Genomic DNA, 25,971 nt, shown 5'->3' on the forward strand with positions numbered 1-25,971 from the left:
CATTATAGTTAAGGCTGTTTGTATTTTTTTTTTTTTTAGGTTCGCATCATAACCAATTTAAATCGACATGTTTTCTTAGTTAATCATTAAAAAGAGAAAGCTCCTACAAGGTAGAAGCTTCTCCCGAAAGATGCATGAAAAACTTACATCTCACTCAACAATGCAAATGTAAGGTTTTCATGAGACCTGAACAGCCTTTTGAGCTGAAAACACCATCCATTAAGATGATAAACTGACAACTTAATTTTTTTAAATTTTAATATCATGAAAAAAGTATTTTCAATTATTGCAATCGGTGCAATGACCCTAAGTTTAAGTAGTTATAGCTTACCTGAAACGCCATCAGATTGCGTTAGAGAATCATTAGCTATTGTAGAATCAGTTGCTGATGAATTTGGAGATGATTTAAATGGCGAATTTAAAAACTTTTATATGGCAGAATATTTAGATATGTATGAAAGTTGTGTAAATTCTCTGTAAATCAAATTTATTAACCGCTTGAAATTATTTTAAGCGGTTTTTACTTAAATATTTTAAAATGAAGAATTTGATTTTATATACTTGTTTAGTTTTTAGTTACTTTTTTTATGCTCAAACTAACAATATTTATGAGGTAGATTACGTCTTACAACTGGATCATGAGGTTTTAAATAAATCTCTAAAAACGATGAAAAACCAAAAAGTAAAACATTTTATAGCCAAACATGCTGATACCTTTGAAGAAGTCCAAGCCAAGTTAATTTTTAATGCTAAGGCTGCTAAATATGCTGTTCGAAAACAACTGCAAAATGATTTTAATCAAAAGTCTAATTTTTTTGAAAAGCATGCAGGAGGAAAGTCAACCTACTATTATGATAATGAAAAAAAAATAGCCTATTACACTTCTACTTTGATAAATAAAACAAATGTAGTGTATGAAAGAGAATGGAAAATCTTAAAAGAAAGTGAAGAGATTTTAGGTTTTAGATGCTACAAAGCTGAATTAATTCTTGATCAAGAAGGAAAAATGTTTGTGTGGTTTACCAATGAAATACCTTATCCTTATGGACCATTGCGATTTAATAATTTACCGGGTTTAATTTTAAAAGCAGAGGTAAAAAACGGTTTAATCACTTATTTAGCGACTAATATAAAGACAAAAAGAAAAAACAAACCGATCATTGAAGAAACCGATCATCGGTTTATGAGTGAGGAAGAATACATGAAGGAATTGAAGAAAAACAACCCACTATTTGAGGGTTTTTAAAAATAAAGTTTAAACCTTTTTCTATCTCGAAATTTGTGAAGATTCAGACGGAATACCAGAAGATGTAGCTATTATCGACTAAACAACAATTATGAATTACAAACGACTTTACATTTTAGTATTATTATTAAATTTTACTTTAGCCCACGCACAATCTGATTTTAAAGTAACTTACAAAAAAAGAGTGCTACCAGAATATTTTCAAATTTCGGACTCTGTGAGTGACGTTAAAAAATCAAGATATTTGAAAGTAAGAAATAGCGTAAAACGAAATATTGGTAAATTTAAATATACTTTACAAATAGATACGGAGTCTAATATTTCTGAGTTTAAGGTGATTGAAACCATGAGTGTTGATGGCAACGAAAGGTTTAACAACAATTTGAAAGGTATGTTAGGCGGTCGTTTTCCGATATATAATCATTTAAAAAAAGATAGTGTTTTTGAAAATGCTGATTTCAGAGGAAAGATATATTTTACAAGTTACAAAAGCCCGCGATACAAATGGCGTTTAACAAAGAAAACGAAAGACATTCTTGGTTTTAAGTGTTATTTGGCTGTTACTGAAGAGAGCACAGACAAAACGGTTATTTTTAATTTTCAAAAAGATAAAAAGGAAGCTTTTCATGCTTGGTACGCACCGAGTTTACCCGCTAAATATGGACCATCATTTTTTACAGGTTTACCAGGATTAGTATTGCAAGCTGGAAATAAGAAAATGGAAATTTATGCCCTAGATATAAAAAATGTTAGCAATGTAGAGGTTGAATTTCCTGACAAAAAATCAATTACAGAAGAACAAAAAAATAAACAACTTAAAGCCTTGATTGGCAGGTAAAATAAATGTAAAATCGTTTGTTTTATTTAACCCTCATTTTTGAGGGTTAAATTTTTATGATAATTGATACAAAAAAAATTTAAATTTATATATGAATCAACTATTCAAAATATTTCTATTAATCCTCATCCCACTGACCAGTTTTCCCCAAACCCACGAACTTGAAGGCAAAATTCAAGATAGTCTTCAGAACGGCATTCCCAACACCAATATCATAGCCACACCTTTAGACACAGATGATGAAATCACCTTTTCCATCAGCGACCAAAAGGGCAGATACCGCTTAATACTGAGTGAGCATTCAAGATATCTGGTAGAAATCACACACTTGGGCTTTAAAAAAATTTCAGATACCATTCAGATTTCAGAAGATCAAACACAGAATTTCACCTTACAAGAAAGTACAGAAAGCTTAGAAGAAGTCTTAATTCGTCAGGAAATGGCAGTTATTGTGAAAGAAGACACCATCACTTACCGCACCGACCAATTCAAAACAGGAGAAGAACGCAAACTGCGCGATGTGCTCAAAAAACTTCCCGGCGTCGAAGTCGATCGGGAAGGCAACGTGAAAGTCAATGGAAAATCAGTCACTAAACTCATGGTTGATGGCAAAACCTTTTTTACCGGCGACGAAAAATTGGGTGTCAACAATATTCCTGCCGATGCGGTCGATGAAGTCGAAGCCCTGGACAATTACAATGATGTGGCTTTTCTGAAAGGTTTGGAAGACAGCGACAAAATGGCGCTGAACATCAAGCTGAAAGACGGCAAAAAGAAATTTGCCTTTGGCGATGTAGAAGCCGGCGCAGGCATTGAAAACCGGTATTTGCTGCATCCTAAACTCTTTTATTACAGCCCAAAAACCGCCGTCAATCTTATAGGCGATTTCAATAATGTAGGTCAGAAATCCTTTACCGTGCAAGACTATTTAGATTTTGAAGGCGGATTTGGTTTGGCGCTAGAAGACCCGTCAACCTATTTCAATTTATATTCAGACGAGTTTGCCCAATTTCTTCGAGAAGATGAATTTACCTACAGTAAAAACGATTTTGCAGCCGCCAGTTTGTATCAAGATTTAGGCAGGAATTTTAGTTTAGATGCGTACAGTATTTTCAACAAAGGCAAACTGCGCACCAAAACCGTTCAAGATATTTCCTACCAATCGAGCAGTCAGGCAGACGAATTTCGGAATAATACCGGTCAAAACGATCTGTTGTTTAGCATCAACAAAATAAAACTGCGCTACGACAATATGGACAATGTCGATTTGCGTGCCAACACCACCATAAAATACAACGATGGCGAATCGCAAAGCAATTTGAGTTCGTTGGTTCAAAACAATGAGGAATTTGTAAACACCAACAACCAACCGAGACAGCTGGAATTTACACAAACCTTGAATTTAAACACACAATTTTCTTATAAACATACCACAAAAGCAGAAATCACGTTCAAACATAGTGAAAGCAACAACAATCGCCTATGGGATTTCAACGAAGCTTTGTTTACCGATATAATGCCTTTGGTCGTTGAAGACGATAGTTTTCAGTTGGAGCAAGACCATACAACCAAACTGAATAACATCAAACTCAATGCGAAACATTATTGGGTGTTGGCAGATTTCCATCACATTTATCCTGTTGCTGGATTCAATTATTTCAACACGGAATTCAACACTCTAGACCGTCAAATATTGAACGATGGAAGCATCAACAGTTTTGAAGATGCGGGTTTCAACAACCGTTTGGATTTCAGTTTATTGGATGCGTATGTCGGTTTTCAGTACAAAACGCAAATCGACGATTTGGTGCTGCGTCCAGGTCTTGTTGTTCATAATTACAATTGGAATGTGGCGCAATTCAGCAATGAAATTGCCAACGAGAATAAGATGATGCTTTTACCAGAGTTTTTTGCTGAATATGAATTCAATTCTTCAAAAAAAATAAAACTAGAATACAATCGCTATTCGAATTTCAGCAAAATTTCGCAGTTTGCCAACCGCTTACGTTTGCAAAGTTTCAACCAGTTGTATCGTGGAAACAGCGAGTTAGAAAATCAAATTTATAATCGCATTCGTTTAAATTATCGGAATTTCAATATGTTCAGAGGCCTGATTTACTTTATCAACTTAAGTTACAGCCATCGCGAACAGAGCATCAGAAACCTCACGGAAATAGACGGCATCGACCAAATCAGCACAAGTATTTATACCGATTTACCAGAAAATACGTACAGCATTTCAGGAAATATCAACAAGCGCATTTCAGATTATAGGCTCAGTTTTGGGACTAATTTTAGTTTTTCAGATTATTCCAGAATTATCAATAATGAAACCTTAGATTACCAAAATAACAACTATGGCTATAATCTAAAAGTGCAGACTAGATACGACGAATGGCCAAATTTGGAAGTCGGTTTTCGGCATTCATTTTCAGAATTGAGTTCAGAAAATTCCACGAATGAATTTATGCGAATTACGCCATTTGCCATTTTAGAATATGATTTTTTCGAGGATTTCATTTTCAAATTCAATTATGATTATAATTATTTTGAAAACCAAAGCACCAACAATATCAACCGATTTGAAATTGCAGAATCCAGTCTGTTTTACAGCAAAGAAGACTCCGCGTGGGGTTTTGAAATTCAAGCCACCAACTTATTTGATGTCAGTTTCAAAAGAGAAAACTCCGTCAATGAATTTATCGTCGCCGATCGGCGCATTTTTCTTCAACCCAGAACCATTTTATTCAAATTGATTTACAAGCTATAACTTAGCATTTAAGATCTCAGCGCTAAAACAACAAATATTAAATAAGGAATTAAAATTAAAGCCCCTTTATAACGACCGATGGTGTGCCGTTTTGGTAATAAGGCTAAAATCAAGATCAATACGGCAAAGCCAATCATCCAAAATATATCAACACTTAAAACAGATTTAGTTTGCAACGCAATAGGCTTAACTAAAGCCGTTATGCCTAACACAGCCGCAATATTAAAAATGTTAGAGCCAATTAAATTACCTAAAGAAATGGCTTTTTCACCTTTAAAAGCGGCAATTAATGAAGCTGCTAACTCTGGAACGCTGGTTCCAAAAGCAATCATAGTTACTGATATTACTAATTCACTAACACCAAGTGTCTTAGCAATTTCTACAGAACCTTGTACAAGCCAATCAGAACCAAAATACAAACCAAGACCACCAATAATTAACCAGACTACTATTTTAAAGGTTGAGACTTCTTTTAATTGCTCATCGACTTCTTCACTTGTAAAAGATTTTTTACCACGCACCTTTCTAACCAAAATAAATAAGTAAACAAACAAGCAACTTAACAAAACCAAGCCTTCTAAGGCTGAAATTACTTCACCAGACTTTAGCATAAAATACAATAAGCCTGAAAACAACATCATCACTGGCCAATTTAAACGGTAAAAGTCTTTATCGATCCCAATACTCGAAATTAAGCTTGTTACTCCTAAAACTAAGCCGATGTTGGCAATATTAGAGCCGACTACATTACCCAATGAAATATCAGAAAAACCTTCTAAAGCCGCCTGTAAACTCACAATCAATTCTGGAGCCGAAGTCGAAAAAGACACAACGGTTAATGCAATGATCATTTTAGAAATCTTTAATTTAAATGATAAAGCAACAGATGAACGTACTAAAAATTCACCGCCAATAACTAAAGCTGCTAAGCCTATTAAAACTAAAATTACATTCATTAGCTCATAATTTTCTGCGAAAATAGAACTTATACCAAATATCCCATAAAATAAGACAGATAAATAGTTTCTAATTGTCTTTCTCTTCGTTAAAAAAAAATGAAACGTAGCTTTGGCTATGCTTAATTTTTTTGCCTTGATTAAGACAATTATAATTCAATTTCATTTATCTTATCCTATAGAATATTTGGTATTAATTTCTGGTTTGTGAAAATGTTAAAAACTATTTTTATAGTTGTATAACTATATTTATAGTTTACATTTGATCATTGAAATATATAGTTATGAATAAAAATTTACCACATTTAACAGCCAAAGAAGAAGAAATCATGACTTGTTTATGGTCGCTCGAAAAAGCTTTTGTTAAAGAAATTGCAGCCCATTTAGATCAAAACTTGCATTACAACACCGTTTCTACAATTGTGAGGAATTTAGAAGAAAAAGGCTTTGTTGAACATCAAGCTTTTGGTAAAACCCATCAATATTACCCAAAAATTTCTAAAGAAGTATATAGCGAGCAAGTGCTAAACCTAAATTCTCAACGCTTTTTTAACGGCTCTTATAAAGATATGGTTTCATTTTTTGCTAAAAAAGAGCAAATTTCTAAAGAAGACCTTGAGGATATTTTAAAACTAATCAATAAATAATATGGAACTTTTAATTTATTTCGTAAAAGCCTCGCTCCTACTCAGTCTATTTTGGGTTTTTTATAAAATATTTCTTGAAGGCGAAACTTATAATCAACTTAAGCGGTATTACTTATTAATTGGCTATATCGCTAGTTTAAGCTTACCATTAATTCAGTTTACCAGAACAAACATCATTGAACCCACAACTTCAGCATTAATAGCAAATTCAACTCTAGCAAATAGTGATATTTCAACGGAATTAACCACTGCAGAATTGATGCATCAAGTCATACAAGATTATTATTTAATTGAACTGTTACTTTTAGGTGTGGCGGTGTTCTTTCAGTTGAAGTTTCTACGCCAATTAGTTCGATTAGTTTCCCAGTTGAAGTCAGCCCAAAAACACACCAAAAACGGGATTCATTATATCTCCTCAAGAAGTGAAGATACAGCCTTTTCATTTTTAAACTATGTGGTTTATAATCCTGAAAAATTAACGCCTACTGAACTTGAACTTATTTTAAAACATGAAGAAGCGCACGTTAATCTAAAACATAGTTTAGACAATTTGGTGGCGCATATTTACACAAGTTTATTCTGGTTTAATCCTATAGCGTGGTTTTACAAAAATTCTATTACAGAAAATTTAGAATTTCAAGCCGATGCTTACGCCACTTCAACTGATTCTTTAAAATCATATCAGCAAACTTTATTTAAAGTAGTTGAACAACGCTACAATCATCAACTTCAACAGGCTTTCAATCAAAATTCAATCAAAAAACGAATAATTATGTTACAAAAATCAAATTTCAAACCCTCTAAAAATTACTTCAAATTGGTTTTAATTACACCTTTTTTAGTGGCTTATCTGCTTTTATTTCAAATTGAAACTATTGCACAAGTTCAATCAAACCAAGTTAAAGAAACAACTGCTCAAATTACAAAAGTAGAACTTACTTATGGTGCAAAAACTAGCTTTGAAAATCTAAGAAAAGACATTGAATTTTTGAAAGAAGAGTTTGATGTTGACATGTCATACCGCAACGACACTCGAACAAAAGACGGCTTTATTAAAGGTATAACTTTAGACATCAACACAAATACAGGCTTTTCAGGTTCTGTAACTTCGCCTGACTTAGCCCAAACACCTGTTTATGTTTACTACCATCCAAACGAAGATGTAGAAAGTCCGTTTGGTGTTGGCACAGGCACAAACCCAGACAACAAAACATCTACATATGATGAAATAAAAAATACAGAAAAAATAAGAATTGACGGTAAGACTTACAAAAATGAAGAGCTAAAAGGAAAATATATCGCTTTTGAAACAGTGAGTTACAATCCAGAAACCAAAACAGTATCAATTAAACGACCAGCTCAATTTACAAATGAAGAATTTGATGACATAAAATCCTTCTTTTCAAAATTAAAAGAAGAAAAAGCTAAAAACTTAACCTACGAATTTATCAGTATTTCAGATGAGGCAAAAATAATTCTAGGCAAATACGAGAAAGGCGAAAAAACTGAACTAAAGGCAGTTTCAAAAACATCATCATTTTCTTTTGATGCCTCTACGACTGAAAATCCGAAGGAAATTTCAACCAAAGACTTGAAAGATGCTGAAGTTTTGATCATCAACGGAAAGAAATTTTCTAAAAAAGAATTAGTCAACAAAAATATAATCGTTGAGCAAGCCGCTTATGATAGCTCAACTAAAACTTTAAATATAAAAACGCCTGAAGCGTTTGGCGAAGGTATTTTTGATGGGTTTAAACAATTATTGAAGGAAACGAAAGCAATTTACGGCAATGAATTAAAAGAAGAATTTCGTTTTATCAACATCTCAAAAAAACTTGATGCGCTTTTAATTACTGTTAATAATATGAATATAAACAATAATCCTGAAAATGCCTCTCAAAATAAAATTGTTAAAAATTCCTTGATTAAAAACCAAAATGTTTTATGTTTAGTTGATGGTGAAAAAATGAGTCAAGATGAACTTAAAAAGATTAATCCTAACAGAATAATTTCTGTAGATGTGATTAAGAATCCTAAAGAAGTTAAAAAACACACCTCTAATGAAGAAGAATATGAAGGTGTTATTTTAATTACTACTTCAAATAAAAAATAAAAACTCGGTACATATATTAATAAAGCCTTTATAAGTTGACTTACAAAGGCTTTATTTTAATAGCTATGAACAACTATTATTCATCATAAATGTTATGGTATTTTCCATCGGAGGTTTCAAAAAACTTTCCATTTACATAGCGATAATGTTTATCAAGCTCTTTAAGCTGATTTAAATCGCTCTGCTCAAGTTGAAATTCTAATGAACTTAAATTTTGCTCAATTCTACTCGGCGTAACTGATTTTGGAATAGTAATACAGCCTCGAGATACATGAAAGTTAATAAGCACTTGTGCTGCTGTTACCTTATGTTTTTCGGCAATTGTATTGACCATTTGATTATCTAATAGAGTAGGCTCATCATTAGCTTTCATTTCAGGTGTTCGGTCTTGACTACCTAAAGGTGAATAAGCTGTAATTAAAATTTGGTGTTTATTGCAAAAATTCAACATTTCCTCTTGTTGTAAGTAAGGATGCAGTTCAATTTGATTCATTTCTGGTGCTGTATCCGACTTATTCATTAAATCTTCTAGTTTTTTAATACTAAAATTTGATACACCAATATGTTTGACTAAACCTTGATTTTTAGCCTCAACCATTGCTTCCCAAGTTTCAATAAGTGGCACTTCATCAAGAGATAAAAAGTCATCATTACTTTCAGGAAAACCATATAAACCAGACTTAAAAGCAACTGGCCAGTGCATTAAATATAAATCTAAATAATCTAATTGTAAATCACTTAAAGTTTGTTTTAATGCAGGTATAACATCTTCTTTTCTATGTGCATTATTCCATAGTTTTGAAGTTATAAAAATATCATCTCTTTTAATATCTGAATTTTTAAATATATCGGTTAAAGCTTCTCCTATTTCGGCTTCATTACCATAAATAGCAGCACAATCTATGTGGGTATAACCTGTTTTTAAGGCATGTTTTACAGCTTCTCCAACTTTATTTTCTTCAGATTTCCATGTCCCTAATCCGACTTGAGAAATTCGATCTCCATTATTAAATTTTAAATACGACATAATTTTTATAATAAAAATAAGCCTTAAAGAAGGCTTATTAAAATATCTGCAGATGTTTAAACTAATTTTAACCCTTAAAAAGCAAAACTAACGCCTGCTGTAATATTATGTTGATTAGCATTTATATTAACTGGACTTTGAAGCCCTGATCTAATAATTTGTTCACGACGATCTTGTTGGGTATTAACATAAGAGATGTCAAATCGTGTATTTCCTAATACGTAACCTAATCCAAAAGTAAATCTTTCAATATCAGTTGCATTGACTTCATCTGAAAACGGACTCTCATGATAATTATAACCGGCGCGAAGACTAATGTTTTTGATACGATATTCGCCACCAAAATTTAATTCAGTTGCGGTTTGCATAAGTGTTGAAATCTCTTCATTAGCTTGTTGAAAACCATTTGAATTAAATTTCATATTAGTATAGTTTCTGCTTGTGAAATCTGCGCTTAACAATAAATTTTTATTCAATATTAAAGCTAAACTTCCCGTAAGAGTTGAAGGTGTTCTAAACTTATAATCAGGAAAAATATTAAAAATTTCAGGATTTGCATTAACAAAACCATTATCTTGACTATTAGTGCTTATTTCATGAAACAACTCTTCTTGAATATTCATCCATGTTGGTGTTTTATAACTTAAACCTATTCTGACTTCATTTATAGGTTTGTAAATCGCACCAAAATCAAATGAAATCCCACTACCTCTAACATTTAATAGATTATCAAATACAATTCTATTAACGCCATTGGTTTCGCCACTTTGTTCGTCAAAACTAGTTGCACGAGAATAGTCAACAAAATAACCATTAATATTAATACCTAACATCAACTTATTGGCAACATCTATCGCTGAGTTAAAACTAACCTTACCACTATTCCCATCTAAACCATAAGCATATTGCTGGGTTAAGTTATTTGCAAAAACATTAGATTCGTATGTGGTACTGCCTAAATCATTTGGGTTTGTAGAATTAATCACAAAGCTTTCGTAAGCTAAGTAAGCTTCTTGACCAGATAAGCCGTATTCATTTCCAATACCATCATAGCGCTCAAAAAAAGATTCATTGGTAAAAGGGGTTAAATTGTCAAGTGGAATACCATTGGCTTGATTCACAAAGTAATTAGCAATTGAATTACTGTTTTGTCCAAATGCAAAAAACTCGTCATTTAAATTACTAGCTCGGTTGTAATTTATGCCAAATGTAATTTTCTTGACTGGAACATTTTCATTATTAGCCTTAAAAACAAACATTACACCAGCTTGTGAAATATCTAAGTCGCTAGAATTAGTTTGCGTATTATTTTGCCTAAATAAATTATTATTGTGATTATGTTTAAAATCAAGTGTAAAAGTAGCTTGATTAGTTGCAAAAATAGCACTACCAGCAGGATTGATTTTTAGGGCTGATAAATCGCCACCAACAGCTCCAAAAGCACCGCCCATTCCCATAAATCGGGCGGTTCCTTGTAAGTCTTCTCTGCTAAAGAGCAGTGCATCGTTAAAATCTTGGGCATTAGAACTCATGCCCAAGATAAATATGATAAGAAATAAACTTTTTTTCATAATTAAAATTTAAAATAATTATCTTCCTCCACGTCTACCTCCAGAACTTCGGCCACCAGAGCTTCTGCCACTTGATCTTGAACTGCCAGAACTTCGAACGCTTGAACTACTTGAACTTGATCGTCTTGTTGTAGTAGATGATGACCTTCTAACTGAAGAAGATCTCACGCCTGAAGATGTACCTCTTCTAGAAGATGAACTACCTCTAATTGAACGCCTGTTATTAGATGAAATCACAGAAGAACGTGTTGATCTTGCGCTTATATTTCTGGGATTTCTTACGCGAACTGAATTATTAGAACCTACTGAAGACCTTGAACGAGATGAAATATTAGAACTCCTTAATGCATTGACACGTCTAAGATTTAATGCTCTATTTCTTGAAAGGTTAGAACGGTTAGAACGGTTAGACCTAGTATATGAAGATCTTTGACCTCTGGTTGCATATGAAGATCTCAAATTTCGATTATAATTACGATAAGCATAACCATAATTATTTCTACCTCTAAACCAAGGATTATAATAACCTCTGTAACCGTAGAAGCCACCATAACCATAGGCAAATCCAGGTCCATAATACCCGTTAAAATAAGGATTAAAGCCCCAGCCAAAATTATTCCATCCAGCGTAACCCCAGCCAGCATTAAAACCCCAGCCGAAATTTCTCCAAGAATTAAAACCAAACGGACTATAAAATCCTGTTCTCCAACCCCAATTATTCCAACCAGCATTATAAAACCAAGGATTATTATTATAAATATTTACAGAAACACTAGTTGGGTTAGAACCCCAAGCTGGATTAGAATTTTCATAATTTTGAGTCTCATCTTGATAAACGATTTGGTCTTTAGAACCTTGCGTATTTGTAGATGAATACTCATCAATATTAGTAAAAACATTATTTTTACTTCTAGCTTCTTCAATTAACTCTCCTTGACTTTTAAAGTAATCTGTATATTCAGCATTATCCTCGTTAACGGATTGTTTCACGTACTTCTCATTCTGCTTTTCGACTTGTTGAACTTGTTGACGCTTTTGAGTTTGAGTTTGTGCAACATCTTCGTTGTAAATTCCATCTGTATATGAAGACACGTTCGAATAAGAACCGCATGAAGTCATAAAAACCACAGACAAAACAGCCGAAGCTTTCATTAGTAAATTTGAATTATTTTTGATCTGTAACATAACTTGTGGTTTTAAATTAAACTTATAACAAATTTAATTAGTTTTGTGCCAATTAAATAGTCATTAACAATAAAACAATATTTGTGCCAAAAGATATATTATGGGTAAAAGCTTAACAAAACGCAGCGAAGATTATTCAAAATGGTATAACGAACTCGTTGTTAAGGCAGACTTAGCTGAAAATTCTTCGGTGCGAGGCTGTATGGTAATAAAACCTTATGGTTACGCAATTTGGGAAAAAATTCAAGCTGAACTTGACCGACGCTTTAAAGAAACAGGTCACCAAAACGCTTATTTTCCACTGCTAGTACCTAAAAGTATGTTTGAAGCTGAAGAAAAAAACGCCGAAGGCTTTGCTAAAGAGTGTGCTATAGTTACACATTATAGATTAAAAACCGATGAAGATCAGGCTGGAAAGCTCAAAGTTGATGAAAATGCAAAACTAGAAGAAGAGCTTATTATTAGACCAACTTCTGAAGCTATTATTTGGAATACGTTTAAAAACTGGATACAGTCCTACCGTGATTTACCATTAAAAATTAATCAATGGGCAAATGTTATGCGTTGGGAAATGCGTACTAGACTATTTTTAAGAACAGCTGAATTTTTATGGCAAGAAGGCCACACAGCTCATGAAACTAAAGAAGAAGCGCTAGAAGAAGCCAAATTAATGAATAGTATTTACGCCAATTTTGTAGAAAATTACATGGCTATACCTGTTATTAAAGGTGTAAAAACTGAATCTGAACGCTTTGCAGGTGCCGATGAAACCTACTGCATAGAAGCGCTAATGCAAGATGGTAAAGCATTACAAGCAGGTACATCTCATTTTTTAGGTCAAAATTTCGCAAAAGCCTTTGATGTAAAATACACCTCTAAAGAAGGTAAACAAGATTTTGTATGGGCAACGAGTTGGGGCGTCTCTACAAGACTTATGGGTGCATTGATTATGACGCATAGTGATGATCATGGTTTAGTTTTACCTCCAAAATTAGCCCCTTTTCAAGTTGTAATTGTTCCTATTTTCAAAAATGAAGAACAATTTAAGCAAGTAAGTAAAAAAGCGACTGAAATTAAAACAGAGCTTCAAAATAAAGGTATATCAGTTAAATTTGATAATCGTGATACACATAAACCTGGTTGGAAGTTTGCTCAATATGAATTACAAGGTGTTCCACTTCGAATTGCTATTGGACCTAAAGACCTTGAAAAGGGTACAGTTGAGTTAGCGAGAAGAGACACATTAACTAAAGAATTTATTCAAGAATCTGAATTAAGCCAAACAATTATTCAAAGCTTAGAAAATATCCAAGACAATCTTTTTAATAAAGCGCTTAGCTTCAGAGATTCTCATATTACTGAAGTCGATAGTTATGATGAATTTAAAGAAATTTTAGAAACAAAAGGCGGTTTTGTTTCAGCCCACTGGGATGGCACTGCCGAAACTGAGGAAAAGATTAAATCTGAAACAAAAGCAACCATAAGATGTATACCTGATAATGCATGTAAGAATGATGGTAATTGTATTGTTACAGGTGAACCATCTCAACAAAGAGTTTTATTTGCTAAAGCATATTAATTTTTATCAATAAAAATTTGCAGAAATGTAATTATTATCTATTTTTGCAACCGCAAATGAAACAAGGTCCGTTCGTCTAGGGGTTAGGACGCTAGGTTTTCATCCTAGTAACAGGGGTTCGAATCCCCTACGGACTACTAAACTATAATTGAAATATTAAATTGGTCCGTTCGTCTAGGGGTTAGGACGCTAGGTTTTCATCCTAGTAACAGGGGTTCGAATCCCCTACGGACTACAAAACATTTTATAATGGCAAATCACAAATCAGCATTAAAAAGAATTCGTAATAGCGAAACTAAACGATTAAGAAATCGTTACCAGCACAAAACTGCTCGTACTATTATCAAGAATTTAAAGTCGACTACAGATAAAGCAGAAGCTGAAAAAAAATTAGCTGAAGTTTATTCAGTTGTTGACAAATTAGCGAAGAAGAATATTATTCACAGTAATAAAGCTGCTAATTTAAAATCTAGCTTAACTAAGCACGTTGCATCTTTATAAATTTGCAATTTAATTAGGTAAAATATAAGGCGGTTTTTATAACCGCCTTTTTAAGTTAAAGTTGGTAAGAATTATCTTACCAACTTTTTGTATTTAATTCGCTTTGGCATTAAATCTCCACCTAAACGCTGACGTTTATTTTCTTCATAATCACTAAAACTTCCTTCAAAAAAGTAAACTTGCGAGTCTCCTTCAAAGGCTAAGATATGTGTGCAAATACGATCTAAAAACCATCGATCGTGAGATATCACAACTGCACAACCTGCAAAATTCTCAAGCCCTTCTTCTAATGCTCTTAAGGTATTCACATCAAGATCATTAGTTGGCTCGTCTAACAACAATACATTTCCCTCTTCCCTTAATGTCATTGCTAAATGCAAACGATTACGTTCACCTCCTGAGAGCGTACTTACTTTTTTATTTTGCTCACTACCTGAAAAATTAAATCGGCTTAAGTAAGCACGTGAATTAACTTTTCGGCCACCCATCATAATAAGTTCTTGACCATCACAGAAATTTTCCCAAATACTTTTATCTGGATCAATATTGCTGTGAGCCTGATCTACGTAAGCAATCTTAGCAGTTTCACCAACTTCAAACTCACCTTTATCAGGTGTCTCTTCACCCATAATCATTTTAAAAATGGTTGTTTTACCAGCACCATTAGGACCTATAACACCAACAATACCTGCTTGCGGTAGTTTAAAGTTTAAATCTTCATAAAGTAATTTACTATCAAAAGCTTTACTAACGCCTTTTGCTTCAATTACGTTTGTACCAAGCCTTGGACCGTTAGGTATGTATATTTCAAGTTTTTCATCAAGTTTTTCTTGATCTTGACTCATGAGTTTATCATAATTTTTTAAACGTGCCTTTTGCTTTGATTGTCTTCCTTTAGGTGCCATTTTAACCCATTCTAATTCACGCTCAAGTGTTTTTTGACGTTTAGAAGCTTGTTTCTGCTCTTGTGACATTCGTTTTGACTTTTGATCAAGCCATGATGAGTAATTACCTTTCCATGGAATACCTTCTCCACGATCTAATTCTAAAATCCATCCTGCAACATTATCTAAAAAGTAACGGTCGTGTGTCACGGCAATAACTGTACCTTTATATTGTTGCAAGTGATGTTCTAACCAATGTACAGATTCTGCATCTAAATGGTTAGTTGGCTCATCAAGAAGTAAAACATCAGGTTCTTGTAGTAGTAATCTACATAATGCAACACGTCGCTTTTCACCTCCAGATAATACTGAAATTTTCTTATCGGCATCAGGTGTTCTTAAAGCATCCATCGCAACTTCAAGCTTATTATCAAGTTCCCAAGCATTAGTAGCATCAATCTTATCTTGCAAGTTGGCTTGCTTATCCATTAACTTTTGCATTTTATCTGGGTTTTCATAAACCTCAGGCAAAGCAAAATCATCGTTAATTTTATTATATTCATCTAAAATAGCAACCACATCGGCAACACCTTCTTTAACTACTTCAAGTACAGTTTTATCAGGATCTAGTTCAGGTTCTTGTTCTAAATAGCCAACAGAGTAATCCTGAGAAAAAACCACGTCACCTTGATAGTTTTTTTCTTGACCTGCTATAATTTTCATTAAGGTAGACTTACCCGAACCATTAAGACCAAGTATCCCTATTTTAGCACCATAGAAAAAGCTGAGGTAAATATTTTTTAGTACAGGTTTATTTGCACCTGGATAAGTTTTACTCACCCCAGACATTGAAAAAATTACTTTTTTATCTTCCATATTGTATATTTTTTAAACGCGGCCTTTTAAAGCATTAAACACCCATGCGATGGCAAAAAAGCCAATACCAACAGCGGCAAAGCCCCAACCAGCAACTTCATTGTATCTAAATGCACCTAAAGCAATCAAGCCAAGCCCAACAATGATCATTATAAATGTTGCCCAAGCTAAAACTGTGTTTTTATTCATATTTCTTTTTTAAATTTCGACTAGCAAATATAGTGATTTCTGGTTTCTTATAATTTCAGCTATTACAGCTAATTTATAATTAAATTGTCGTCGCAATCGATTTAGTAAATCATACTAATTTGTATTTTAGCACAAAACTTTTCAGCCGATGGATATTAAATTCAATAAAAACGAAGATCACAATAAACTTTTAGTTTCAGACCTTAAACATAAGCTTAAAAAAGTTCATCTAGGTGGTGGCCAAAAGAAAATTGACAAACACCATGATAAGGGAAAAATGACCGCTCGAGAACGTATTGATTACCTTTTAGATCAACCTAAAAAAGCAATTGAAATAGGCGCCTTTGCAGGTGATGAAATGTATCAAGAATATGGTGGTTGCCCTAGTGGTGGCGTTGTTGTTAAGATTGGTGAAGTATCCGGTAAAAAAGTTATTGTAGTTGCGAATGATGCAACGGTTAAAGCAGGTGCATGGTTTCCTATAACAGGAAAAAAGAACCTCAGGGCTCAAGAAATTTCTATTGAGAATAATTTACCGATTATTTACCTTGTTGATAGTGCTGGTGTATTTTTACCAATGCAAGACGAAATTTTTCCTGATAAAGAGCACTTTGGTAGAATTTTCAGAAATAATGCTATAATGAGTAGTAAGGGTATTACCCAAATTGCAGCTGTTATGGGAAGTTGCGTTGCTGGAGGTGCTTATCTACCTATTATGAGTGATGAAGCTTTAATTGTAGAGAAAACAGGTAGTATTTTCTTGGCTGGAAGTTACCTTGTTAAAGCTGCTATTGGCGAAAGCATCGACAATGAAACGCTTGGCGGTGCTACAACGCATTGCGAGGTTAGTGGCGTAACTGATTATAAGGCTAAAGACGATAAAGATGCGCTTGACCGAATTAAGTCTGTATTTGATAAAATTGGCGATTATGAAAAAGCTGGATTTAATCGTTCAACAGCTAAAAATCCTAAAAAAGATCAAAATGAAATTTACGGATTGCTTCCTGAAAAACGAAGTGACCAATATGATATGGTGCCAATCATAGAGCGTCTAGTCGATAATTCTGAATTTGATGAATATAAATCTGGATATGGACAAACAATTATTACAGGCTATGCCCGTATTGATGGCTGGGCTGTTGGTATTGTCGCAAATCAACGTAAAATTGTTAAAACAACAAAATCTAAAAGTAAACCAAGTGAGATGCAATTTGGCGGTGTGATTTATAGTGATTCTGCTGATAAAGCAACAAGGTTTATTGCAAATTGCAATCAGAAAAAAATACCATTAGTTTTTTTACAAGATGTTACTGGATTTATGGTAGGCAGCAAAAGTGAACATGGTGGTATTATTAAAGATGGCGCTAAAATGGTAAATGCAGTTAGCAATTCAGTAGTTCCAAAATTTACAATCGTTATTGGTAATTCTTATGGTGCTGGTAATTATGCTATGTGCGGTAAAGCTTACGACCCAAGACTAATTGCTGCTTGGCCTAGCGCAGAATTAGCCGTAATGAGTGGTAATTCCGCAGCTAAAGTTTTACTTCAAATTGAAACTTCTAGACTAAAAGCTAAAGGCGAAAAAATTACTGAAGTGAAAGAAAAAGAACTTTATGACAAAATAAAGTCTAATTACGATCAACAAACTAGTCCTTACTATGCTGCGGCTAGACTTTGGACAGATGCTGTAATAGACCCTTTAGAAACAAGACACTGGATTTCTTCAGGTATTGAAGTTGCTAACCATGCTCCAATCACCAAAGATTTTAATATGGGAATTATTCAAACCTAATTAAACCTATTTTTAATTAAAATTAAATTTCAACTACTATACTTAGCATTTACGCTTCATGAAGACAAACTCCAAAAATTTAAATATTATTTATGAAGACAATCATTTGATTGTAGTAAACAAACGTGCTGGAGATATTGTTCAAGGTGATAAAACAGGTAATATTCCTTTAAGCGAAATTGTTAAGCTATACATCAAAACTAAATACAATAAGCCAGGCAAAGTATATTTAGGTGTTGTTCACAGACTTGATAGGCCAACAAGCGGTCTTGTTGTTTTTGCCAAAACCTCTAAAGCTTTAAGTCGGCTGAACAAAGCTTTTGCAGCACATCAACCCGTTAAAACTTATTGGGCAATTGTAAGGAAGCCTCCAGAAGACAAAGCTTCAACTTTGGTACATTATTTAAAACGTAATCACAAACAAAACAAATCTTATGCTAACATTAAACCCGTAAATGATAGTAAAAAGGCTGTTTTAAATTACAAAATATTAAAACATCTTGATAACTTCCATCTGTTAGAAATTCAATTAGAGACAGGACGCCACCATCAAATTAGAAGTCAACTATCAGCAATTGGCTCACCAATAAAAGGTGATTTAAAATACGGTGCTAAACGCAGTAATCCAGATGCTAGCATTTGTCTTCACGCCCGATTTTTAGAACTAGAGCATCCTGTCAAAAAAGAACTTATTAATTTTGAAGCAGATGTCCCTAAGGATAAACTCTGGCAGGCCTGCCTTTAAAAATTACTTTAATTTATATTTGATTAAAATTTAAAACATGAATAAAAATATAGCCATTTTAATGGGCGGTTATTCTAGTGAATTTGAAATTTCTCTAAAAAGTGGCGAAGTGGTCTACAAGTATTTACCTAAAGAGAAATACCGAATATTTAGAGCACATATTTTAAAAAATGAATGGTATGCTGTAACACCTGAAGAAGAAAAAATCCCTATTAATAAAGCTGATTTTTCTATTGAAGTTAATGGTGAAACTGTGAGATTTGACTGTGCATTTAACACAATTCACGGCACACCTGGTGAAGACGGACTTATTCAAGCTTATCTTCAAAATTTAGGTATACCACAAACAGCAAGCGACTATTACCAAGCTGCCTTAACCTTCAATAAACGCGACTGTATTTCAGTCTTAAAGGCTTATGGCATAAAAACAGCTCAAAACTTTTTTGTTGATCGTGGCGACACTATTAACGAAGATGAAATTATTAATAAAGTTGGCTTACCCTGTTTTGTTAAAGCTAATCGCGCTGGTAGCAGCTTTGGTATTACTAAAGTAAAGTCTAAAACTGAAATAATTTCAGCTATTGAGCACGCATTAAAAGAAGACAATGAAGTCATTATCGAATCATTTTTAGATGGCACAGAAGTAAGTGTCGGTGTAATTAATTGGTACGATAAAATTACAGCTTTGCCAGTAACTGAAATTATTTCAGAAAACGAATTTTTTGATTTTGATGCCAAATATAATGGGAAGTCTCAAGAAATAACACCCGCAAATATTTCAACTGAAGACACTAAAAAAGTTCAAAAAGAAGCCGAAAAAATCTTCAAGGTTTTAAAACTAAAAGGTTTAACACGATCTGAATTTATTTTTCATAACGGAGAACCTTATTTTATAGAATGTAATGCATGTCCAGGACTTACTGAAGCTAGCATTTTACCTCAACAAGCTAAAGCGATGAATATTAGTTTAACTGAATTATTTGATCAAGCTATCATTACAGCTATGCAAGACTAAATTTTAAACAAGGCATAATTTGATGAATAAATCTTGCACTAAACTGATTCGTTTTAGTAAATTAGAACATTGTTTAATTTAAAAATAGAACATGAAAAGAACAGTTTTTCCAGGTTCGTTTGATCCATTAACGCTTGGACACTACGATATTATAATGCGAGGCTTAACTTTATTTGATGAAATTATTTTGGCCATTGGGATTAATGCCGATAAAAAATATATGTTTAGTCTCGAAGAACGCCAAGAATTTCTCGAAAAAACTTTTAAAGATGAGCCAAAAATAAAAGTCGATACCTATAAAGGTTTAACTGTAGACTATTGCAACTTTAAAAAAGCTGACTTTATATTACGTGGTTTACGGAATCCGGCTGATTTTGAATTTGAAAAGGCAATTGCCCACACCAACAGGAAGCTTGAACAAATAGAGACTGTATTTTTACTAACATCAAGTGGTAAAAGTTACATCTCTTCCTCAATTGTTAGAGATGTTATAAGAAATAATGGTGATTACACAAGCCTAGTGCCTGACACCGTTCGTCTAAAACCTCGTTAAAATTGATAATTTAGTCCTACTCCACCAAAAAATTGACGTGGTTCACCAGGATAAAAATATCTTGGCTGTGTACCACCAAAGCCCACAGCATTAGTTACAACACTTGCGGTGTAAGCTTTGTCAAAAATATTTTGAATTCCACCTCTGACTAAAAAATCAATTTGTGGAGTTAATCTAATTTTATAGTTTAAATTCAAATGACTCACTACATAAGATTCTGTATAAACTGAATTAGCATCATTAACTGGCAGTTTTGATACGGCGTTAGTTAACAGGTTAAAGCTCAATTTTTCATAACTTGCATTTATTCCAAAATTCAATAAATGTTGAGGCACACCTGTTAAATCGTTGCCATTGTAGTTGTCTTCACCGTCTACAAAATCATCAAATTCATAAAAGTTGAAGCTTGAATTGCTAAATAGTTCAAGCCTAATTTTTTCAGCGATTGTAAAGTTTGATAATAAAGAAACTTCTAGACCTGGGTGATTTGTTGAACCTGCATTAACACCAACAAAACGATCTTCTGCAACACGTCTAGCAACAATTAAATTTTGAACATCAATATAATAAGCTGTTAAACTAGCTTCTAGCCATTTCAGTGGTTTTGTTGAGTAAATTATTTCATATTGCCAAGCTTCTTCTGGTTTAAGATTTGTATTGAAACTACCTGTCTCAGTCAAACTCTCTTGCAAAGTTGGTACCGAAAAGCCTTTGCTTAAAGATGCTTCAATAGCATGAGTAGAATCTATAGCATATCTTGCTATCATTTTTGGTAAAACACTTAAATCATAATTAAAATTCGATTTTCTATTTTGAAGCACATCGGTTTGTTTGAAACCAGTTTGATTAATTGCTAAACCTAAATCAAGACTTAATTGATCACTAAACACTACATTGAAGTTAGAAAAAACATCAACATAATATCTGTTTTGGTCAAATTGATTAATACGCTCACCTTCTACACTACCCCGATTAAATTCTTCATATAAATTTTCAAAATTAGAAACTGAAACATGTTCTGACTGAAATTCAGCACCTATTTGAAATCGTGACACTAAACCAAAACTTGTAAAACTATATTCGCTTAAATGTCTTGCACCAAAACCTGCTAATTCAGTACTTAAAATATCAAAAGGTCGTGGTTCATAAGCATCAGTGTAATTGTAAAAAATAGCTGTTTCTTGATTAAAGCTCGGTTGCCAATTTGAGGCTAAAGTTAGTCCAAACACCGACTTTGTGTAATGCTCATAACCACGTGACTGCCGCCATGTAAATGCAGCAGACTCTGGACTATTGTCTAAGTCAGTTTGGTTAAGAGAGCTTGGGATAAAAGCTTTTAAGCTAACGCCGTGAGCTAAAAACTTCAACTGATGCTCCTCACTTAATTTATGGTTAGTTGTTAATAAAAAACTTTCTCTCTGGTAATTAGAGTTTTCTCTAAAACCACCATAACTCAAATTATTATAAGCCAACTTATATTGGTTACTCTTATTTGTGAGATTAGCTTCATAATGCTGTTTAAAATAATTATTACTACCAAAGTTTTGCTCAGTACGTGCATAATTTAGAGGTTTAGGCTCTGCATTTAAAACCACAACACCACCAAGTCTAGCACCATATTTAGTTGATTTTGGCCCCTTAAATAGTTGTAAACCGTTGAGCATTAAAACATCAAAATCGTCTATGCTTGAGGTACCATTTGCGGTTGAAATTGGAATAGAATTTAAGTACATCTTTAAGCGATTAGTTTGGTACTGAGATCTTGCACCGATTCCTCGAACATTAATTTTAGTAGTATTTAAAGCACCTTGCTGTAAATGAATTCCAGGAAGCTTTTGTAAGACAGATGTAAAATTTTGCTGAGGACTTTCAACTAAATCTTGAGCCTTTAAACGACTAAAAACTTGAGTTAACTCATTAGCGGTCGTGTATTTTGTTTTTAAAAAAACTTCATTTAGTTGAGTTGTATCTTCTTGACCGTAAATTGAATAATTTACCGACAATATAATCACAAATAAAAAGCGTAATATTCTCTTCACAATTATTGTATTTTTGGACAATGTACTTTATTTATTAACTTAGACTTAAAAAGCCGCTAATGTTTAAACCATATTTAATACTTATTTTAATTGTTAGCCTCTTCAGTTGCCAAAATAATCATGAAAAAAGCATTGAAAAAAACTCACTCAGTATTGCTTTTGAACGCTCAAATGGAGATTCGACTTCGACTTATTTTGAAGTTATTGATTTTTATAAGAATATAGCAAACAAAAATGCAAAAGTCAGTATTTCTGAGCACTATGAAACTGACAGCGGCCAACCTTTACACTTGGTAAAGTTTAGCTCAAATCCTTCTGCTGAAACTCCGCTAAAAATTTTAATTAATAATGGAATTCATCCTGGCGAACCTGATGGTATTGATGCTTCTATGTTATTATTTAAAGCTTTAACAAATGGCGAGATAAAAACTGAAGTACCAGTTGAAGTTTACAGTATACCTATTTATAATATTGGTGGTGCATTGCAACGCAACTCAACTTCAAGAGTAAATCAAAATGGTCCAGCTGAATATGGCTTTCGTGGTAACGCAAAAAACTATGATTTGAATCGTGATTTTATAAAATCTGACTCAAAAAACAGTAAGGCTTTTTTTGAAATTTTTCATATTGTTAAACCGCACGTTTTTGTAGATACGCATGTAAGTAACGGCGCTGATTATCAATATACCTTAACACATTTATTTACACAGCACAATAAAATAGGACAACCTTTAGGCCAATTTTTAAATAAAGAATTTAGACCAGAAATCGAAAATAATTTAAAGAAAAAAAATTTGGAAATCACGCCTTATGTAAATGTATTTAATAGACCTCCAAATAATGGATTTACACAATTTAACGATTCGCCAAGGTACTCAACTGGCTATACAAGTTTGTACAATACACTTGGGTTAATGATTGAAACACATATGCTTAAACCTTATAAAACACGTGTAAATGGCACTTTAGAAATGCTAAAAAGTATTGTAAATATAAGTCAAAATCATGCTGAAAAAATAAAATCCTTAAAGCAGCAACAAGCTGAAAAATTTCAAAATGCCTCAACTTATGCGTTTAATTATGCTGTTGATAGTTCTAAAACTTCAAGCTTAAAATTTTTAGGCTATGAGGCCGATACCATTATAAGTCAAGTAACTGATTTACCAAGACTGAAGTATAACCGGGAAAAACCAATAACAACTAATATTAAACATTACAATTATTTTAAAGCTAAGGATTCTATTAAAATCCCTGAAGCTTATATTATACCTCAACAATACACCGAAATTATAGACTTATTGAAATGGAATAATATTAATATTGAACGTTTTGTAACAGATACTTTAATAAAAGTTGAACGCTACACAATCGCTGACTATCATACTCGAAAATCGGCTTATGAAGGTCATTATTTACATTTTAATACTTCAATTTCTACCGAAGTTGTAGAAGTTGAAATGACACCTGGCGATGTTTTTGTCAGCACCAAACAACCTGGCATTCGTTATCTGATTGAAACTCTTGAACCAGCAGCTGTTGATTCATTTTTCAACTGGAACTTTTTTGATGCTATCTTACAGCAAAAAGAAGGCTTTTCGCCTTACGTTTTTGAAGATTTAGCCATAAAAATATTAGAAGAAAATCCTACACTAAAAAAAGAGTTTGAGCAAATGAAAAAGACCGATAAAAGTTTTAAAAATAATTGGTATGCTCAATTAGATTGGCTGCATAAACATTCGCCATATTATGAAGACGCACATTTAAAATACCCTATTTATCGACTGATGGAGTAAAATAATCTTCAGTAAATAGAAGTTTAATATTAGCATAAGACTTCTGAAGCGCCTTAATCGCTTTTTTCTTGTTTTTCCATTTCACCTTAGTTATGCCTTCTTGACGTTGTGGAATAAGTTTGCCATCATATTCAGTGTACATTTCAAACCAATGCGTGATTTTTAAACGATACTTACCTTTACGCTTCATAACATGGTAAGTTAGGTCAAGCGGTTTAACAATTTGTAAACCTTCAACTAAAGTTTCTTCTTCAACTTCTCTAATTGCCGTATCTTCAATAGTTTCACCTTTTTCAATTTTTCCTTTAGGTAAATCCCATTTTTTATTTCGGTAGATAAATAAAATTTCGCCATGTTGGTTAAACACTTTTCCACCACCGGCAACAATAGGCTTTAGTTTCCGTTTAAGATGTTTAAGAAGTTTGTGCTCTTTTTTGTGATATAAATGCAAATGGCTTAATTCGCCTTTTTCAATTTGTTTAATTAATTGTTTAATTTTAACCCCTTTAATAGGTAATGATAAATAGCGATGGTCTATTACCTTATCAGTCGACAAAATAATTGGTACATCATTAACGAAAACTTTATACATTTGCACTATGATTTTAACCGAGCAAACCGCCAATAAAACTGCAGAACTCTTATTGCAAATTAACGCAATAAAATTAAATCCACAAACGCCATTTACTTGGGCTAGTGGTTGGAAATCGCCAATTTACTGCGATAACCGCATTATACTTTCATACCCAAGCATTCGAAACTATATTGTTGCGGAAATGGCTAAATCGGTTGAACAAATTTATGGTCAACCAGATGTTATTGCTGGTGTAGCTACAGGTGCAATTGGGGTTGGCGCTTTAGTAGCCAATTATTTAGGTTTGCCCTTTGTTTATGTTAGACCTGAACCCAAAAAGCATGGTCGTAAAAATCAAATTGAAGGTTTTTTAGAGCAACACCAAAATGTTGTTGTAATTGAAGATTTAATCAGTACCGGAAAAAGTAGTCTAAATGCTGTTGAAGCCTTAAAAACAGAAGCAAATGCTAATATAAAAGGCATGATGGCTATTTTTACTTATGGGTTTGAAATCGCTAAAGAAAATTTTGAAAACGCCAAAGTTGATTTACGAACCTTAGGCGATTACGACAGTTTATTAAACCAAGCATACAAAACCAATTATTTAAACGCAAAAGAACTCGAATTATTAAAAACTTGGCGCACAAATCCTGCCCAATGGAAACCATAACACATGCATTTAGAAAGTCCAAAAGTTACCGTAAAAAAATCACAAGTTGAAGTCTTTAATTTTTTAAAATCTGTTGAAAATTTTGAAAAATTAATGCCAGAGTCAATTGAAAAGTTTGAAACCCTTGAGGATGATGCCTTTTTATTTCAACTAAAAGGTATGCCAGTCATTAAATTAAAATTGAATGAAGCAAACACTCCTAAAGAAGTCATTTTAGGTGCCACAAGCGATAAATTACCGTTTACACTTAAAGGCAATATTGAAGCTTTAGATGATTCAAGCAGTGAAGTTCAACTTATTTTTGAAGGCGAATTTAACAGTATGATGGCGATGATGATAAAAAGTCCTATCAAAAAATTCATCACCACTTTAAGTGAAAATATTAGTCAACTCTAATTAAAGCTGACT

23 protein-coding genes and 2 tRNA genes are annotated in these 25,971 nt (G+C 33.0%); 17 read left to right on the forward strand and 8 right to left on the reverse strand.

Annotated features, from left to right (window positions below):
• Nucleotides 1–264 precede the first annotated feature (264 nt).
• From BUB82_RS02195 to BUB82_RS02210, 4 genes are all read left to right on the forward strand, one after another.
• Entirely contained in the window at nt 265–480 is a 216-nt protein-coding gene (locus BUB82_RS02195) for a hypothetical protein (protein ID WP_073191413.1), read from the forward strand.
• 58 nt (nt 481–538) lie between these two features.
• Nucleotides 539–1,246: a GLPGLI family protein gene (locus tag BUB82_RS02200; protein WP_073191416.1), complete on the forward strand. Its 708-nt coding sequence runs from the start codon at nt 539–541 to the stop codon at nt 1,244–1,246.
• 91 nt (nt 1,247–1,337) lie between these two features.
• Nucleotides 1,338–2,084, forward strand: a complete 747-nt coding sequence (locus tag BUB82_RS02205) for a GLPGLI family protein (RefSeq protein ID WP_073191420.1) — start codon at nt 1,338–1,340, stop codon at nt 2,082–2,084.
• 91 nt (nt 2,085–2,175) lie between these two features.
• Nucleotides 2,176–4,854: a TonB-dependent receptor gene (locus BUB82_RS02210; protein ID WP_073191423.1), complete on the forward strand. Its 2,679-nt coding sequence runs from the start codon at nt 2,176–2,178 to the stop codon at nt 4,852–4,854.
• A gap of 8 nt (nt 4,855–4,862) precedes the next feature.
• Here the strand turns inward: BUB82_RS02210 and BUB82_RS02215 are convergent, their stop codons facing one another.
• Nucleotides 4,863–5,810: a calcium/sodium antiporter gene (locus BUB82_RS02215; RefSeq protein WP_073191426.1), complete on the reverse strand. Its 948-nt coding sequence runs from the start codon at nt 5,808–5,810 to the stop codon at nt 4,863–4,865.
• A gap of 284 nt (nt 5,811–6,094) precedes the next feature.
• On the opposite strand from BUB82_RS02215, the gene BUB82_RS02220 reads away from it, so the two are divergent.
• Together BUB82_RS02220 and BUB82_RS02225 are read left to right on the forward strand one after the other, a co-directional pair.
• The gene (locus BUB82_RS02220; RefSeq protein WP_073191428.1) at nt 6,095–6,457 is read left to right on the forward strand and encodes a BlaI/MecI/CopY family transcriptional regulator; all 363 of its coding nucleotides are present in this window, start codon (nt 6,095–6,097) and stop codon (nt 6,455–6,457) included.
• Nucleotide 6,458: 1 nt separating this feature from the next.
• A complete protein-coding gene (locus tag BUB82_RS02225) occupies nt 6,459–8,570 on the forward strand; it encodes a M56 family metallopeptidase (RefSeq protein WP_073191431.1) in 2,112 nt (703 codons plus the stop codon).
• A gap of 76 nt (nt 8,571–8,646) precedes the next feature.
• Here the strand turns inward: BUB82_RS02225 and BUB82_RS02230 are convergent, their stop codons facing one another.
• The 3 genes from BUB82_RS02230 to BUB82_RS02240 form a co-directional block, all read right to left on the reverse strand.
• Nucleotides 8,647–9,597 (reverse strand): aldo/keto reductase, encoded by a 951-nt coding sequence (locus tag BUB82_RS02230; RefSeq protein ID WP_073191433.1) that lies wholly within the window; start codon nt 9,595–9,597, stop codon nt 8,647–8,649.
• Nucleotides 9,598–9,671: 74 nt separating this feature from the next.
• On the reverse strand, nt 9,672–11,168 hold the full coding sequence (locus BUB82_RS02235; RefSeq protein WP_073191435.1) for an OmpP1/FadL family transporter: 1,497 nt from the start codon (nt 11,166–11,168) through the stop codon (nt 9,672–9,674).
• A gap of 18 nt (nt 11,169–11,186) precedes the next feature.
• Complete coding sequence (locus BUB82_RS02240) at nt 11,187–12,353, reverse strand: hypothetical protein (RefSeq protein WP_073191438.1); 1,167 nt, start codon at nt 12,351–12,353, stop codon at nt 11,187–11,189.
• 100 nt (nt 12,354–12,453) lie between these two features.
• Between BUB82_RS02240 and proS the strand changes: the two genes are divergently transcribed.
• The 4 genes from proS (at nt 12,454) to rpsT (ending at nt 14,433) form a co-directional block, all read left to right on the forward strand.
• Nucleotides 12,454–13,932 carry a proline--tRNA ligase gene (proS, locus tag BUB82_RS02245; RefSeq protein WP_073191440.1) on the forward strand — a complete coding sequence of 493 codons (1,479 nt, stop codon included), beginning with the start codon at nt 12,454–12,456 and terminating at the stop codon, nt 13,930–13,932.
• A 65-nt stretch (nt 13,933–13,997) separates the two neighbouring features.
• A tRNA-Glu gene (locus BUB82_RS02250) sits at nt 13,998–14,069 on the forward strand.
• A gap of 26 nt (nt 14,070–14,095) precedes the next feature.
• Nucleotides 14,096–14,167: transfer RNA gene (locus BUB82_RS02255), tRNA-Glu, on the forward strand.
• A 14-nt stretch (nt 14,168–14,181) separates the two neighbouring features.
• Nucleotides 14,182–14,433: a 30S ribosomal protein S20 gene (gene rpsT, locus BUB82_RS02260; protein ID WP_073191443.1), complete on the forward strand. Its 252-nt coding sequence runs from the start codon at nt 14,182–14,184 to the stop codon at nt 14,431–14,433.
• 71 nt (nt 14,434–14,504) lie between these two features.
• Here the strand turns inward: rpsT and ettA are convergent, their stop codons facing one another.
• A complete protein-coding gene (gene ettA / locus BUB82_RS02265; RefSeq protein WP_073191446.1) occupies nt 14,505–16,193 on the reverse strand; it encodes an energy-dependent translational throttle protein EttA in 1,689 nt (562 codons plus the stop codon).
• 12 nt (nt 16,194–16,205) lie between these two features.
• On the reverse strand, nt 16,206–16,382 hold the full coding sequence (locus BUB82_RS11830) for a CAL67264 family membrane protein (protein ID WP_200796286.1): 177 nt from the start codon (nt 16,380–16,382) through the stop codon (nt 16,206–16,208).
• A gap of 148 nt (nt 16,383–16,530) precedes the next feature.
• Here BUB82_RS11830 and BUB82_RS02270 point away from each other — a divergent pair, with 148 nt between their 5' ends.
• The 4 genes from BUB82_RS02270 to coaD all read left to right on the forward strand — a co-directional run bounded on the left by BUB82_RS02270 (nt 16,531) and on the right by coaD (nt 20,487).
• Nucleotides 16,531–18,174, forward strand: coding sequence for an acyl-CoA carboxylase subunit beta (locus BUB82_RS02270; RefSeq protein ID WP_073191448.1), 1,644 nt, complete (start codon nt 16,531–16,533; stop codon nt 18,172–18,174).
• Nucleotides 18,175–18,232: 58 nt separating this feature from the next.
• Nucleotides 18,233–18,919: an RluA family pseudouridine synthase gene (locus BUB82_RS02275; protein ID WP_073191451.1), complete on the forward strand. Its 687-nt coding sequence runs from the start codon at nt 18,233–18,235 to the stop codon at nt 18,917–18,919.
• A 37-nt stretch (nt 18,920–18,956) separates the two neighbouring features.
• Nucleotides 18,957–19,934 (forward strand): D-alanine--D-alanine ligase, encoded by a 978-nt coding sequence (locus BUB82_RS02280; protein WP_073191454.1) that lies wholly within the window; start codon nt 18,957–18,959, stop codon nt 19,932–19,934.
• Between the two features lie 91 nt (nt 19,935–20,025).
• Nucleotides 20,026–20,487 carry a pantetheine-phosphate adenylyltransferase gene (coaD, locus tag BUB82_RS02285; RefSeq protein ID WP_073191457.1) on the forward strand — a complete coding sequence of 154 codons (462 nt, stop codon included), beginning with the start codon at nt 20,026–20,028 and terminating at the stop codon, nt 20,485–20,487.
• Here coaD and BUB82_RS02290 read toward each other — a convergent pair.
• Complete coding sequence (locus BUB82_RS02290) at nt 20,484–22,526, reverse strand: TonB-dependent receptor domain-containing protein (RefSeq protein WP_159432017.1); 2,043 nt, start codon at nt 22,524–22,526, stop codon at nt 20,484–20,486. The two genes, coaD and BUB82_RS02290, sit on opposite strands and share 4 nt — an antisense overlap.
• 59 nt (nt 22,527–22,585) lie before the next feature.
• Between BUB82_RS02290 and BUB82_RS02295 the strand changes: the two genes are divergently transcribed.
• Nucleotides 22,586–24,319 (forward strand): M14 family metallopeptidase, encoded by a 1,734-nt coding sequence (locus BUB82_RS02295; RefSeq protein ID WP_073191460.1) that lies wholly within the window; start codon nt 22,586–22,588, stop codon nt 24,317–24,319.
• Here BUB82_RS02295 and BUB82_RS02300 read toward each other — a convergent pair.
• On the reverse strand, nt 24,297–24,911 hold the full coding sequence (locus BUB82_RS02300; RefSeq protein ID WP_073191462.1) for an NUDIX hydrolase: 615 nt from the start codon (nt 24,909–24,911) through the stop codon (nt 24,297–24,299). The two genes, BUB82_RS02295 and BUB82_RS02300, sit on opposite strands and share 23 nt — an antisense overlap.
• 7 nt (nt 24,912–24,918) lie before the next feature.
• Between BUB82_RS02300 and pyrE the strand changes: the two genes are divergently transcribed.
• Nucleotides 24,919–25,563, forward strand: coding sequence for an orotate phosphoribosyltransferase (pyrE, locus tag BUB82_RS02305; protein WP_073191464.1), 645 nt, complete (start codon nt 24,919–24,921; stop codon nt 25,561–25,563).
• 3 nt (nt 25,564–25,566) lie between these two features.
• Nucleotides 25,567–25,959: an orotate phosphoribosyltransferase gene (locus BUB82_RS02310; protein ID WP_073191467.1), complete on the forward strand. Its 393-nt coding sequence runs from the start codon at nt 25,567–25,569 to the stop codon at nt 25,957–25,959.
• Nucleotides 25,960–25,971: the final 12 nt, after the last annotated feature.

The sequence above is a fragment of the Psychroflexus salarius genome (genome assembly GCF_900129035.1).
In the GTDB taxonomy this organism is placed as follows: domain Bacteria; phylum Bacteroidota; class Bacteroidia; order Flavobacteriales; family Flavobacteriaceae; genus Psychroflexus; species Psychroflexus salarius.

Excerpts from the sequence above, each read along its gene's own strand:
- BUB82_RS02195 (WP_073191413.1), top strand. The coding sequence starts at position 265 with ATGAAAAAAGTATTTTCAATTATTGCAATCGGTGCAATGACCCTAAGT.
- BUB82_RS02200 (WP_073191416.1), top strand. The coding sequence starts at position 539 with ATGAAGAATTTGATTTTATATACTTGTTTAGTTTTTAGTTACTTTTTT.
- BUB82_RS02205 (WP_073191420.1), top strand. The coding sequence starts at position 1,338 with ATGAATTACAAACGACTTTACATTTTAGTATTATTATTAAATTTTACT.
- BUB82_RS02210 (WP_073191423.1), top strand. The coding sequence starts at position 2,176 with ATGAATCAACTATTCAAAATATTTCTATTAATCCTCATCCCACTGACC.
- BUB82_RS02215 (WP_073191426.1), bottom strand. The coding sequence starts at position 5,810 with ATGAATGTAATTTTAGTTTTAATAGGCTTAGCAGCTTTAGTTATTGGC.
- BUB82_RS02220 (WP_073191428.1), top strand. The coding sequence starts at position 6,095 with ATGAATAAAAATTTACCACATTTAACAGCCAAAGAAGAAGAAATCATG.
- BUB82_RS02225 (WP_073191431.1), top strand. The coding sequence starts at position 6,459 with ATGGAACTTTTAATTTATTTCGTAAAAGCCTCGCTCCTACTCAGTCTA.
- BUB82_RS02230 (WP_073191433.1), bottom strand. The coding sequence starts at position 9,597 with ATGTCGTATTTAAAATTTAATAATGGAGATCGAATTTCTCAAGTCGGA.
- BUB82_RS02235 (WP_073191435.1), bottom strand. The coding sequence starts at position 11,168 with ATGAAAAAAAGTTTATTTCTTATCATATTTATCTTGGGCATGAGTTCT.
- BUB82_RS02240 (WP_073191438.1), bottom strand. The coding sequence starts at position 12,353 with ATGTTACAGATCAAAAATAATTCAAATTTACTAATGAAAGCTTCGGCT.
- proS (WP_073191440.1), top strand. The coding sequence starts at position 12,454 with ATGGGTAAAAGCTTAACAAAACGCAGCGAAGATTATTCAAAATGGTAT.
- rpsT (WP_073191443.1), top strand. The coding sequence starts at position 14,182 with ATGGCAAATCACAAATCAGCATTAAAAAGAATTCGTAATAGCGAAACT.
- ettA (WP_073191446.1), bottom strand. The coding sequence starts at position 16,193 with ATGGAAGATAAAAAAGTAATTTTTTCAATGTCTGGGGTGAGTAAAACT.
- BUB82_RS11830 (WP_200796286.1), bottom strand. The coding sequence starts at position 16,382 with ATGAATAAAAACACAGTTTTAGCTTGGGCAACATTTATAATGATCATT.
- BUB82_RS02270 (WP_073191448.1), top strand. The coding sequence starts at position 16,531 with ATGGATATTAAATTCAATAAAAACGAAGATCACAATAAACTTTTAGTT.
- BUB82_RS02275 (WP_073191451.1), top strand. The coding sequence starts at position 18,233 with ATGAAGACAAACTCCAAAAATTTAAATATTATTTATGAAGACAATCAT.
- BUB82_RS02280 (WP_073191454.1), top strand. The coding sequence starts at position 18,957 with ATGAATAAAAATATAGCCATTTTAATGGGCGGTTATTCTAGTGAATTT.
- coaD (WP_073191457.1), top strand. The coding sequence starts at position 20,026 with ATGAAAAGAACAGTTTTTCCAGGTTCGTTTGATCCATTAACGCTTGGA.
- BUB82_RS02295 (WP_073191460.1), top strand. The coding sequence starts at position 22,586 with ATGTTTAAACCATATTTAATACTTATTTTAATTGTTAGCCTCTTCAGT.
- BUB82_RS02300 (WP_073191462.1), bottom strand. The coding sequence starts at position 24,911 with ATGTATAAAGTTTTCGTTAATGATGTACCAATTATTTTGTCGACTGAT.
- pyrE (WP_073191464.1), top strand. The coding sequence starts at position 24,919 with ATGATTTTAACCGAGCAAACCGCCAATAAAACTGCAGAACTCTTATTG.
- BUB82_RS02310 (WP_073191467.1), top strand. The coding sequence starts at position 25,567 with ATGCATTTAGAAAGTCCAAAAGTTACCGTAAAAAAATCACAAGTTGAA.